Here is a 12115-nt window from a genome sequence, read left to right as displayed (position 1 = left end):
AGGCCAACCCCCCCGGCCAAGCCCCACGCTGGTGACATGCTGTGGTCAGACCCGAAGAACGAGCCGCCCGAGGAACTCCGCGACATGCAGGAGACCCTGAGGCGGCTCGGCTTCTTCCTCGCCCTGGCCATGGTGGTCGCGATGATCGTGCTGGGCCTACGCTGACCGCATGCGCAGACTCGTCCTCGCCTCCCAGTCCCCCGCCCGGCTGAACCTCCTGCGGCAGGCCGGCCTCTCCCCCGAGGTCATCGTCAGCGGGGTCGACGAGGACGCGGTGACCGCCCCCACCCCCGCCGAACTGGCCCTCGCGCTCGCGGAGGCCAAGGCGAGCGTGGTGGCGGCGCGCCCGGACACCAAGGGCGCGCTGGTGATCGGCTGCGACTCCGTGCTCGACCTGGACGGCGAGGCGCTGGGCAAGCCCGCCGACGCGGCGGAGGCCACGGCCCGCTGGAAGGCGATGCGCGGCCGGGCCGGCACGCTCCAGACGGGTCACTGCGTCTACGACACCCTCAGCGGGCGGTACGCCTCCGCGACCGCGTCCACGGTGGTCCGCTTCGGTGAGCCGAGCGACGAGGAGATCGCGGCGTACGTCGCCTCGGGCGAGCCGCTCCATGTGGCGGGGGCGTTCACCCTGGACGGCCGCTCGGCGCCGTTCATCGACGGCATCGACGGCGACCACGGCAACGTCATCGGCATCAGCCTGCCGCTGGTCCGCAGACTGCTGGGCAGGCTGGGCGTCGGCATCACTGAGCTGTGGGCGCCGCCGGAGGCGTGACCGCCGAGCCGTCACCCTCCTCGCTCTCCTCGCCGCTCTCCTTGCCGTCCTCGCCCTTTTCGAGGCTCGTGGGACCGCCCTCGCCGGGCTCCCCGTCGCCAGGGGCCTCGGCCGCAGGTCCCGGCCGGGCGTCGTACGTCATCAGGAGCAGGACGATCAGCCCGAGCACCACGACCATGAACGCGAACTGCGTCCGGCCGAGGAGCCCCCAGGCGACGGCGCCGAGCACACCGTGGGTCACGGCGGCGCTGATCAGCAGGATGCGGCCGAGGAGGGAGGGCGCCCGGTTGCGTACGGCCACCAGCAGGGCGACCAGGCCGCAGGCGGCGAAGTAGAGGCCGAAGACGATCCCGCCGACCTTCGAGGACCTCGACATGACGTCAGGGTCGATGCCGGCCAGGGACATGTTCTGCGAGTCGGCCATGATCCCCAGGGCCCAGTTCAGCAGAGCGATGCCGAACCCCTCCGCGAACAGCACCAGAGCCACGATCAACGCCAGCGGTCTTCGCACCACCCGTCCCCACCCACTTTCGCCTGCGCTCGATCCGGAGTCGAGCGGGGTTTCAGTTACCCCAAGTACGTTCGAAACATCGTGAACGCTACTAACGGGTAAACCCGGGGACAAGGGTTCCGTGCGGGGCAAAGAATCGTTGGGCCATTCGTAGGGACTCCACAAAGAAACGGAGTGGGCCGCAGCACGCTCTCACAGAGACCTTGACCACACCGGAGGGCTAGGGTTGCCGGGAGGAGTGCTGCGTACGGCGGTACTACAAGGGATTTCACGGTCGAGTGAGCCTGGCATCACGCTCCGTGTGGGCAAGCTCACCTTTGGGGACGGGTCGATGTGTCGTGTCGGCAGTCCCTAAACTCGGCTTGTTTCAAGGAGGGAGCCTCAATCGTGCGCAAGGTGCTCATCGCCAACCGTGGCGAAATCGCAGTCCGCGTGGCCCGGGCGTGCCGGGATGCCGGTATCGCCAGTGTGGCCGTGTACGCCGACCCGGACCGGGACGCTCTGCACGTGCGTGCCGCGGACGAGGCGTTCGCCCTGGGCGGTGACACCCCGGCGAGCAGCTACCTGGACATCGGCAAGGTGTTGAACGCGGCCCGTGAGTCGGGTGCCGACGCCGTCCATCCGGGCTACGGCTTCCTCTCCGAGAACGCCGAATTCGCGCAGGCGGTCCTGGACGCGGGTCTGATCTGGATCGGCCCGCCGCCGCAGGCCATCCGCGACCTCGGCGACAAGGTCGCCGCCCGGCACATCGCCCAGCGCGCCGGCGCCCCCCTGGTCGCGGGCACCCCCGACCCGGTGAGCGGCGCCGACGAGGTCGTGGCGTTCGCCCGCGAGCACGGTCTGCCGATCGCGATCAAGGCCGCGTTCGGCGGTGGCGGCCGCGGTCTGAAGGTGGCCCGGACGCTGGAAGAGGTTCCCGAGCTGTACGAGTCGGCCGTCCGTGAGGCGGTCGCCGCGTTCGGGCGCGGTGAGTGCTTCGTGGAGCGCTACCTCGACAAGCCCCGGCACGTGGAGACCCAGTGCCTGGCGGACAGCCACGGCAACGTGGTCGTCGTCTCCACCCGTGACTGCTCGCTCCAGCGCCGCCACCAGAAGCTGGTGGAGGAGGCCCCGGCGCCGTTCCTCTCCGACGAGCAGGTCGCGGAGCTGTACTCCTCCTCCAAGGCCATCCTGAAGGAGGCCGGTTACGTCGGCGCCGGCACGGTGGAGTTCCTCGTCGGCCTGGACGGCACGATCTCCTTCCTGGAGGTCAACACCCGGCTCCAGGTGGAGCACCCGGTGACCGAGGAGGTCGCGGGCATCGACCTGGTGCGCGAGATGTTCCGGATCGCCGACGGCGAGGCCCTCGGCTACGACGACCCGGCGGTGCGCGGGCATTCCTTCGAGTTCCGTATCAACGGCGAGGACCCGGGCCGCGGCTTCCTGCCGGCCCCCGGCACCGTCACCACGTTCACCGCGCCCACCGGTCCGGGCGTGCGCCTGGACGCGGGCGTCGAGTCGGGCTCGGTCATCGGCCCGGCGTGGGACTCGCTGCTGGCGAAGCTGATCGTCACCGGCGCCACCCGCGAGCAGGCCCTCCAGCGGGCCGCCCGGGCGCTGGAGGAGTTCCAGGTCGAGGGCATGGCGACCGCCATCCCGTTCCACCGCGCGGTGGTCACGGACCCGGCGTTCGCCCCCGAACTCACGGGCTCCACCGAGCCGTTCACGGTCCACACCCGGTGGATCGAGACCGAGTTCGTCAATGACATCAAGCCCTTCTCCGCCACGGCCGACGCCGACGCGGAGGAGGACGAGAAGGACCGCGAGACGATCGTCGTCGAGGTCGGCGGCAAGCGCCTGGAGGTCTCCCTCCCGGCCAGCCTGGGCATGACCCTGGCCCGCACCGGTCTCGCCGCCGGCGCCAAGCCCAAGCGCCGCGCCGCGAAGAAGTCCGGCCCGGTCGCCTCCGGCGACACCCTCGCCTCCCCGATGCAGGGCACCATCGTCAAGGTGGCCGTCGAGGAGGGCCAGGAGGTCAAGGAGGGCGACCTGGTCGTCGTCCTGGAGGCCATGAAGATGGAACAGCCCCTCAACGCCCACCGCTCCGGCACCGTCAAGGGCCTCGCGGCAGAGGTCGGCGCCTCCATCACGTCGGGCGCCCCGATCTGCGAGATCAAGGACTGAGTTCACTTTCGCACACCGTTCCCCGCGCCCACCTACAGGGGCGCGGGGAACTGCGCGACAAGCCACAACGAACCGGCACTCGCCCCACAAGGCACACCCCTACGGCGCCTGGGCGGCGAAACCCCGCCGGTCACCGAATCAGCGGCGGCGAAGATCCGCGACGCGAGCCCGCTCACCACCGGGCACGTCCCCCAGCACCGCGGTGGCCCGCAGTCCCGCCGCCGGCCCCGGCCCTCGCCGCGGCGCGGGAAGCGGTACGTCCCGGCGCTGCGGCTGCGGTCGCGCCGGGACCGCCTCACCCCCCGGGTTCCCGGACGCCCCGGCCACGGCGATCTGCACCCCCTGGTCCGCGAGGGCCTGGAGCTCGGTGGCGGCGCGGTCGTCGTGCGCGGGCGGCTCGTCGGTCACCAGGCGGGTGATGAGTTCCGTCGGCACGGTCTGGAACATGGTGTCGGTGCCGAGCTTGGTGTGGTCGGCGAGGACGACGACCTCGGCGGCGGCCTGGACGAGCGCCCGGTCGACGGAGGCCGACAGCATGTTGGACGTGGACAGTCCGCGTTCGGCGGTCAGTCCGCTCCCGGAGAGGAAGGCTCTGGAGACGCGCAGCCCCTGGAGGGACTGTTCGGCCCCGCTGCCGACGAGGGCGTAGTTGGAACCGCGCAGGGTGCCCCCGGTCATGACGACCTCCACCCGGTTGGCGTGGGCCAGCGCCTGGGCCACCAGGAGGGAGTTGGTGACGACCGTGAGTCCGGGGACGCGCGCCAGCCGGCGGGCGAGTTCCTGGGTGGTCGTACCGGCTCCGACGACGATGGCCTCGCCCTCTTCGACGAAGCCCGCGGCGAGGTCCGCGATGGCGGTCTTTTCGGCGGTCGCGAGATGGGATTTCTGCGGAAAGCCGGATTCCCGCGTGAATCCGCCCGGCAATACCGCACCGCCGTGCCGGCGGTCGAGGAGTCCTTCTGCCTCCAGTGCGCGCACGTCCCGCCGTACGGTCACTTCGGAGGTCTGGACGACGCGGGCGAGCTCACGGAGCGACACGGCCCCGTTCGCTCGCACCATTTCGAGGATCAATTGGCGACGTTCTGCAGCGAACACGAAACTGACAGTAACGCGGGCGACCGTCTGCTTTCAGCTCTTTGCGCCGAATAGTAGAAGTTGTTCGCACAAGGGGACAGGGAGTGGTATAGGACCCTCAGAGCTCGCGTCGGGTGTGCAACTGCCGGGCCACCTCGGCGATCGACCCCGAAAGGGACGGGTACACGGTGAACGCGTTCGCGATCTGCTCGACCGTCAGATTGTTGTCGACGGCGATCGAGATGGGGTGGATCAGTTCCGAGGCGCGCGGGGCAACGACCACACCGCCGACGACGATCCCGGTGCCCGGGCGGCAGAAGATCTTGACGAAGCCGTCGCGGATGCCCTGCATCTTGGCGCGCGGGTTGCGCAGCAGCGGCAGCTTGACGGCCCGGGCCTCGATCTTTCCGCCGTCGATGTCGGCCTGGGTGTAGCCGACGGTCGCGATCTCGGGGTCGGTGAAGACGTTCGACGAGACCGTCTTGAGGTTGAGCGGGGCCACCGCGTCGCCGAGGAAGTGGTACATGGCGATACGGCCCTGCATGGCGGCGACGGACGCCAGCGCGAAGACGCCGGTCACGTCACCGGCGGCGTACACGCCCGGCGCGGTGGTGCGGCTGACCTTGTCGGTCCAGATGTGCCCGGACTCGCGGACCTTGACGCCCGCCTCCTCCAGGCCCAGCCCCTCGCTGTTGGGGATGGCGCCGACGGCCATCAGACAGTGCGAGCCGGTGATGACCCGGCCGTCGGAGAGGGTGACCTCGACGCGGTCGCCGACCCGCTTCGCGGACTCGGCGCGGGAGCGGGCCATCACGTTCATCCCGCGGCGCCGGAAGACGTCCTCCAGGACGGCGGCGGCGTCGGGGTCCTCGCCGGGCAGCACCCGGTCGCGGGAGGAGACGAGGGTGACCTTGGAGCCGAGGGCCTGGTAGGCGCCGGCGAACTCGGCGCCGGTGACGCCGGAACCGACCACGATGAGTTCCTCGGGCAGCTCGCCGAGGTCGTAGACCTGGGTCCAGTTCAGGATGCGCTCGCCGTCGGGCTGGGCGTCCGGGAGCTCGCGCGGGTGACCGCCGGTGGCGATCAGCACGGCGTCGGCGGTGAGGGTCTCCTCGGTGCCGTCGGCCGCGGTGACGACCACCTGGCGGGAGCCGTCGAGGGCCTGCATGCCCCGCAGCCGGCCCTTGCCGCGCATGACCCGGGCGCCGGCCCGGGTGACGGAGGCGGTGATGTCGTGCGACTGGGCGAGCGCGAGCCGCTTCACCCGGCGGTTGACCTTGCCGAGGTCCACGCCGACCACCCGGGCCGCCTGCTCCAGGGGCGGGGTGTCGTCGGCGACGATGATGCCGAGTTCCTCGTACGACGAGTCGAAGGTCGTCATGACCTCGGCCGTAGCGATAAGGGTCTTCGACGGCACGCAGTCGGTCAGCACCGACGCCCCGCCCAGACCGTCGCTGTCGACGACGGTCACCTCCGCGCCGAGCTGCGCGGCCACCAGCGCCGCCTCATAGCCGCCGGGTCCGCCACCGATGATCACGATCCGAGTCACATGCTCCATTCTCCCGCACGGTCCGCGGTGCTCGCCGCCCGGGGGCGAACGGAGATACGCCTGTGACGGAAGTGACCCGCGCACCGGCTGCCGTACCCTCCTCCCATGTCGCTCTACGCCGCGTACGCCGGCAACCTCGACGCGCGGCTGATGACCCGCCGCGCACCGCACTCGCCCCTGCGCGCGACGGGCTGGCTCGACGGCTGGCGGCTGACCTTCGGCGGGGAGCAGCTCGGCTGGGAGGGCGCGCTGGCCACCCTGGTCGAGGACCCGGAGGCACAGGTGTTCGTCGCGCTGTACGACATCACCCCGGCGGACGAGGAGTCCCTGGACCGGTGGGAGGGCGTCGGCCTCGGCATCTACCGCCGGCTGCGGGTGCGCGTGCACACCCTGGAAGGCCAGGCCCCGGCGTGGGTGTACGTGCTGAACGGGTACGAGGGCGGACTGCCGTCGGCCCGCTATCTCGGGGAGGTCGCGGACGCCGCCGAGTCGGCGGGCGCGCCCCACGACTATGTGATGGAGCTGCGGAAGCGCCCCTGCTGATCGATGCTGGAAGGCATGAGCGGGGCACGTCACGGTTACCAGGTCCAGTACACCGAGCAGGCGGCGGCCGCGCGCGACCGGCTGGACGATCGGCAGCGCGCCAGATTCGACAAGGGGGTCGCGGTCCTCACCCGGGACCCCTATCTGCCCGCGTCACGCGCCGTGAGCGGGACGGGCGACGACCGCACGGTACGGCTCACCGAGCACATGTTCGCGGAGTACATCGTGAGCCGGGGCCGGCTGCTGATCTTCGTGGTCGAGGTGTTCAGCGACGAGGACGTGCTGGTCCCGGAGGACTGACCGCGGGTCCGGCGACGCCCCTGGTTGGAAACGACAAGGCAACGATCCCTTTCCCGTGGGCTCTGTCATCTACGCGCGTAGGCAAGAACCGGCTACCCTCATCCGCGTGAACGCATCTCTTCTCCCGGACGACATCCAGGGCGACCCGCACGCCGCCGCCGACGCCGCCGCCTCGCGCCTGCGCGAACTGACCGGCGCCGAGACCCACGACGTCGCCCTCGTGATGGGCTCCGGCTGGGCACCCGCCGTGGACGCCCTGGGCGCACCCGACGCCGAGTTCCCGGTCACCGAGCTGCCCGGATTCCCGCCGCCCGCGGTCGAGGGCCACGGCGGCAAGGTCCGCTCGTACCGCATCGGCGAGAAGCGCGCCCTGGTCTTCCTGGGCCGCACCCACTTCTACGAGGGCCGCGGGGTGGCCGCCGTCGCGCACGGCGTCCGTACGGCCGTCTCGGCGGGCTGCAAGACCATCGTGCTGACCAACGGCTGCGGCGGTCTGCGCGAGGGCATGCGTCCCGGGCAGCCGGTCCTGATCAGCGACCACATCAACCTCACGGCGACCTCGCCGATCGTCGGCGCGAACTTCGTCGACCTCACCGATCTGTACTCGCCGCGGCTGCGCGCGCTGTGCAAGGAGATCGACGCCACGCTGGAGGAGGGTGTCTACGCCCAGTTCCCCGGCCCGCACTACGAGACGCCGGCGGAGATCCGGATGGCGCGGGTCATCGGCGCGGACCTGGTCGGCATGTCGACCGTGCTGGAGGCCATCGCGGCGCGTGAGGCGGGGGCGGAGGTGCTCGGCATCTCGCTGGTGACGAACCTCGCGGCGGGGATGACGGGTGAGCCGCTGAACCACGAGGAGGTTCTCCAGGCGGGGCGGGACAGCGCCACGCGGATGGGCGCCCTGCTCACCCAGGTGCTGGCCCGCCTGTAGGCACCGCACCAGGGGGCTCCGCCCCCTGGACCCCCGACCTGTGCCCACCCACCACCCGACTCGGTAGGCAGAAAGGCCACCCGCCACCCGACTCGGTGGGCAGAATGGCCAGCTACGGCCCGACTCGGTGGGCAGAGAAGCCAGCTAACACCCGGCTCGGTGGGCAGAGAAGCCAGCTACCGTCCGGCTCGGTCGGCCGGAAGGCCAGTCCGCCACCCGGCTCGGTCGGCAGGAGGCCGGCCCACCGTCCGGCTCGGTGGGCAGAAAAGCCACCCGTCGCCCGGCTCGGTGGGCAGAAATGCCAGCTACCGTCCGGCTCGATCGGCAGGAAGGCCAGCTACCGCCCGGCCCGATCGGGAGAAAATGGCCGGCCTGCCGCCCGACTCGGGCGGCAGGAAGACCACCCCGCCACCCGGCCCGATCGGCAGAAAAGCCACCCCGCCACCCGGCCCGATCGGCAGAAAGACCGGCCCGCCGCCCGGCCCGATCGGCAGAAAAGCCACCCCGCCACCCGGCCCGATCGGGAGAAAATGGCCGGCCCGCCGCCCGGCTCGGGCGCCAGAAAAGCCACGCGTCGCCCGGCTCGGGCGGTAGGAAGGTCAGGCGCAAGCAGCCCGTCCGGCGTTTGAGGGCGAGGCTCCTTCCGGGGGGCCAGGGGGCGGAGTCCCCTGGTGACGGCGAGACACCACACACGAGAGGCTGACCGACGTGCACGACGACCTGATCACCCGCGCCCGGGCCTGGCTGGCCGAGGACCCCGACCCGGAGACCCGCGCCGAGCTCGCGAAGCTCCTGGAGTCGGGGGACGTCACCGAACTCGCCGCCCGCTTCGCCGGAACGCTCCAGTTCGGCACCGCCGGCCTGCGCGGCGAGCTCGGCGCCGGTCCGATGCGGATGAACAGGTCCGTCGTCATCCGCGCGGCCGCGGGTCTCGCCGCCCATCTGAAGAAGCACGGCCACACCGACGGAGTCGTCGTCATCGGCTACGACGCCCGCCACAAGTCCGCCGACTTCGCCCGGGACACGGCGGCCGTGATGACGGGCGCGGGACTGCGCGCCGCCGTGCTGCCCCGTCCGCTGCCGACCCCCGTCCTCGCCTACGCCATAAGGCACCTCGGCGCGGTCGCCGGGGTCGAGGTCACCGCCAGCCACAACCCGCCCCGCGACAACGGCTACAAGGTCTACCTGGGCGACGGTTCGCAGATCGTCCCGCCCGCCGACGCGCAGATCGCCGCCGAGATCGACGCGGTCGCCTCGCTGGACGACGTCCCCCGCCCCGACGGCGGCTGGGAGACCCTGGACGACTCGGTCCTGGACGCCTATCTGGCCCGCACCGACGCCGTGCTCGCCGAGGGCTCGGCGCGCACCGCCCGCACGGTGTACACGGCGATGCACGGCGTCGGCAAGGACGTCCTGCTCGCCGCGTTCGCCCGCGCCGGCTTCCCGGAGCCGGTCCTGGTCGCCGAACAGGCCGAGCCCGACCCGGACTTCCCGACGGTGGCCTTCCCCAACCCGGAGGAGCCCGGCGCGATGGACCTCGCCTTCGCGCGGGCCCGGGCGACGGACCCGGACCTCGTCGTCGCCAACGACCCGGACGCCGACCGCTGCGCCGTGGCCGTCCCTGACGGCGGCGACTGGCGGATGCTGCGCGGGGACGAGGTCGGCGCCCTGCTCGCCGCCCATCTGGTCCGGCGCGGCGCGCGCGGCACGTTCGCCGAGTCGATCGTCTCCTCCTCCCTCCTCGGCCGGATCGCCGAGAAGGCCGGGCTGCCGTACGAGGAGACCCTCACCGGCTTCAAGTGGATCGCCCGGGTCGAGGGTCTGCGCTACGGCTACGAGGAGGCCCTCGGCTACTGCGTGGACCCGGAGGGCGTGCGCGACAAGGACGGCATCACCGCGGCGCTGCTGATCACGGAGCTGGCCTCCGAGCTGAAGGAGCAGGGCCGTACCCTGCTCGACCTGCTGGACGAGCTGGCCGTGGAGCACGGTCTGCACGCCACCGACCAGCTCTCGTTCCGGGTCGAGGACCTGTCCGTCATCGCCGACGCCATGCGCCGGCTGCGCGAGCGGCCCCCGGCCTCCCTCGCCGGGCTGGCCGTCACCCGGGCCGAGGACCTCACCCGGGGCACGGACCGGCTGCCGCCGACCGACGGTCTGCGCTACACGCTCGAAGGCGCCCGGGTGATCGTGCGGCCGAGCGGCACCGAGCCCAAGCTGAAGTGCTACCTGGAGGTGGTCGTCCCGGTGGCCGGTCTCTCCGCGCTGCCGGCCGCCCGCACGCAGGCGGCCGAGGTCCTCGCCACGATCAAGCGCGACCTGTCGGCGGCGGCCGGGCTCTGAGTCCCGGCGGGCCGTCCCGGGGCGCTCGGCCGAAGCGGCCGCCCACGTGGTCCGCGGTACGCGGGTCCCGCGGGCCGTGGAACACGGCGTGGGTCGGACGGTGTTCCACGATCGCCCCGGGTTTCGGACGGCCCTGCCGATTCGGCGGCGGTCGTGGACATCGGTCCCACGGCATCAGCCCCTCAGGGCGCGAAGCCACCTCAGGGCGCGAAGCCACCTCAGGGCGCGAAGCCACCTCAAGGCACGAACAGCACCGCCGCCACCCCCACCACCCCGATGACCACCCCGAGCGGCCACAACGCCCGCCCGCGCAGCCGTTCGTCCGCCGTCCCCGTCGGCCGCAGCGCGGGGTCCCGCCACATCGCGGTGATCTCGGCGGCCGTCCGCTCGTAGCGGTGCAGCACGCCGAGCCGCCCCTCCAGCCAGGGCCAGCGGAACGCGTCCACGGCCCAGTCGTCGAAGGACGCCCGGGTGCCCACGATCCGCAGCTCGCTCCGGCGGCACCGCACGGTCCGGATGTCGTCCCAGGCCAGCAGCCGCGGACCACGGAAGCCGGCGAGCCACAGCCCGTCGCGGTCGGCGGTGATACGCCAGCACAGCCGGCGCGGCAGCACCCGCGCCGCCAGCAGACTCACGCCCACACCGACGACGTAGTGCCGTATGCCGTGATCGCCCGTGAACCAGGCGGCCCACAGCACCACCGCCGCCATGCTGACCCAGTCCCCCCATCCCGCCCGCCACCGCCGGAGGGCGACGGGAGCCTCGTCCAGGCCCCGTTCCGCGGCCTCCTCGGCGCTCCGCCCCTGGGCCCGGTACCAGCTCTCCCGGGCCGCCCTGCGCCGCGCCTCCCCGGCCCGGCGCCGCAGGTTCCACCCGGTCACCGGCCGCACGGGCCCGCTGCCCGCCTCCACCACCGGCGGCTCACCGGCCTTCTCGGCGGCGGCCAGGACCACGACCTCGGCCCCGTCCCAGGGCACCCCGTAGAGCACGGCCTCCCGCAACGGCCCGACCCGGTCCTCGACCAGCCGGTCCAGCAGCTCCCCGTCGCCCTCCCCGTCCTCGTCCTCCCCGCCTTCGTCCTCGTCGTCCTCGGAGTCGTCGTCGCCCACGCTCCCGGTCGCCACCGTGAACAGGGGCCGCCCGCCCGTCGTGTCGTCGGCGGCGTACACCTCCATGTCGCCGTCCCGGCCCTCGCGCAGCAGCACCCTCAGCACGGGAACGGGCTCCGCGCGCAGGGCGGCGGCCCGCCGACGCCCCACTACGCCGGAGAACAGCACCGTGAGCCCGAGCCCGGCCAGGCACCAGCCGCCCGCCGGGACGCCCTGCCGGTCGGCGCCCTCCGCCCACAGGTACGCGGCGCCGGACACCACCGCCCCGGCCGCCACCGTCGCCGACCCGAACCCGATGAGGAAACGGCCCCGCCGGGACCGCTTGCCCGCCGCCGGCGGCAGCACGGCGGTCGCTCCCCCGGCCGCCACCAGCGCCACCGCCCGCTGCCGACGGCGCGCGGAGAGCCGTAGCACGGCCGTCGTCCATACGGCGGTCAGGGCGGCCACGAGCAGGGACGGGAGCAGCCACGACGGCCCCGGCCAGTCGCCGAGGGCGACGACCGCCACGACGGCGACCGGCGCGCCCACCAGCACCGCCTCGGGCCGCTGGGCCGTCCAGACGAGGTGCAGGGCGAGCAGGACGGCGGCCCATCCGGGCAGCACACCGTTGTGGGCGAGGGCGCCCGCGCCGAACACCGCGAACAGGGGCAGCCACAGGGCCGCCCCCAGCGGGACGCCCAGCGGCACGCCGCGCGGGGGCAGCGTCCGCGTCCAGCGGTCCGCCGGCTCACCGTCCCAGGCCGGGCAGCCCTCGGGGACCGCGGAGGCGGGCAGCCGCAGCACCTCGCCGGTATTCGTCATCATGGTTCCCCAGACTCAC

The 12115-nt window shown here is 72.7% G+C and carries 11 protein-coding genes; 7 read left to right on the top strand and 4 right to left on the bottom strand.

Going from position 1 to position 12115, the window contains the following annotated elements; genetic code table 11:
• The first annotated feature begins 36 nt into the window (after positions 1-36).
• Together ABZ490_RS32005 and ABZ490_RS32000 are read left to right on the top strand one after the other, a co-directional pair.
• The gene (locus ABZ490_RS32005; RefSeq protein ID WP_099053973.1) at positions 37-165 is read left to right on the top strand and encodes a hypothetical protein; all 129 of its coding nucleotides are present in this window, start codon (positions 37-39) and stop codon (positions 163-165) included.
• Between the two features lie 4 nt (positions 166-169).
• Entirely contained in the window at positions 170-775 is a 606-nt protein-coding gene (locus ABZ490_RS32000; RefSeq protein ID WP_358997717.1) for a nucleoside triphosphate pyrophosphatase, read from the top strand.
• Here the strand turns inward: ABZ490_RS32000 and ABZ490_RS31995 are convergent.
• Positions 744-1289: a hypothetical protein gene (locus tag ABZ490_RS31995; protein WP_358997714.1), complete on the bottom strand. Its 546-nt coding sequence runs from the start codon at positions 1287-1289 to the stop codon at positions 744-746. The two genes, ABZ490_RS32000 and ABZ490_RS31995, sit on opposite strands and share 32 nt — an antisense overlap.
• Positions 1290-1673: 384 nt before the next feature.
• Here ABZ490_RS31995 and ABZ490_RS31990 point away from each other — a divergent pair, with 384 nt between their 5' ends.
• Positions 1674-3449 carry a biotin carboxylase N-terminal domain-containing protein gene (locus ABZ490_RS31990; RefSeq protein WP_358997711.1) on the top strand — a complete coding sequence of 592 codons (1776 nt, stop codon included), beginning with the start codon at positions 1674-1676 and terminating at the stop codon, positions 3447-3449.
• 138 nt (positions 3450-3587) lie between these two features.
• On the opposite strand, the gene ABZ490_RS31985 is transcribed toward ABZ490_RS31990, so the two are convergent.
• Both ABZ490_RS31985 and ABZ490_RS31980 read right to left on the bottom strand, forming a co-directional pair.
• Positions 3588-4544, bottom strand: coding sequence for a DeoR/GlpR family DNA-binding transcription regulator (locus tag ABZ490_RS31985; protein ID WP_358997708.1), 957 nt, complete (start codon positions 4542-4544; stop codon positions 3588-3590).
• Between the two features lie 97 nt (positions 4545-4641).
• Positions 4642-6081 carry an NAD(P)H-quinone dehydrogenase gene (locus ABZ490_RS31980; protein WP_358997705.1) on the bottom strand — a complete coding sequence of 480 codons (1440 nt, stop codon included), beginning with the start codon at positions 6079-6081 and terminating at the stop codon, positions 4642-4644.
• A 96-nt stretch (positions 6082-6177) separates the two neighbouring features.
• Here ABZ490_RS31980 and ABZ490_RS31975 point away from each other — a divergent pair, with 96 nt between their 5' ends.
• The 4 genes from ABZ490_RS31975 (at position 6178) to ABZ490_RS31960 (ending at position 10186) form a co-directional block, all read left to right on the top strand.
• Positions 6178-6615 (top strand): gamma-glutamylcyclotransferase, encoded by a 438-nt coding sequence (locus ABZ490_RS31975; protein ID WP_358997702.1) that lies wholly within the window; start codon positions 6178-6180, stop codon positions 6613-6615.
• Positions 6616-6630: 15 nt separating this feature from the next.
• The gene (locus tag ABZ490_RS31970; protein WP_358997699.1) at positions 6631-6915 is read left to right on the top strand and encodes a hypothetical protein; all 285 of its coding nucleotides are present in this window, start codon (positions 6631-6633) and stop codon (positions 6913-6915) included.
• Between the two features lie 106 nt (positions 6916-7021).
• Complete coding sequence (locus tag ABZ490_RS31965) at positions 7022-7846, top strand: purine-nucleoside phosphorylase (RefSeq protein WP_358997696.1); 825 nt, start codon at positions 7022-7024, stop codon at positions 7844-7846.
• A 708-nt stretch (positions 7847-8554) separates the two neighbouring features.
• Positions 8555-10186, top strand: coding sequence for a phospho-sugar mutase (locus ABZ490_RS31960; protein ID WP_358997693.1), 1632 nt, complete (start codon positions 8555-8557; stop codon positions 10184-10186).
• Positions 10187-10422: 236 nt separating this feature from the next.
• Here ABZ490_RS31960 and ABZ490_RS31955 read toward each other — a convergent pair whose 3' ends face one another.
• Positions 10423-12099 carry a hypothetical protein gene (locus ABZ490_RS31955; RefSeq protein ID WP_358997690.1) on the bottom strand — a complete coding sequence of 559 codons (1677 nt, stop codon included), beginning with the start codon at positions 12097-12099 and terminating at the stop codon, positions 10423-10425.
• Positions 12100-12115 lie beyond the last annotated feature (16 nt).

Origin of the sequence: Streptomyces sp. NPDC005811 (genome assembly GCF_040630405.1) — a bacterium.
Lineage (GTDB): Bacteria > Actinomycetota > Actinomycetes > Streptomycetales > Streptomycetaceae > Streptomyces.
Note: the sequence above shows the minus strand (reverse complement) of the source record. Positions and strands in the feature narration are given on the sequence as shown.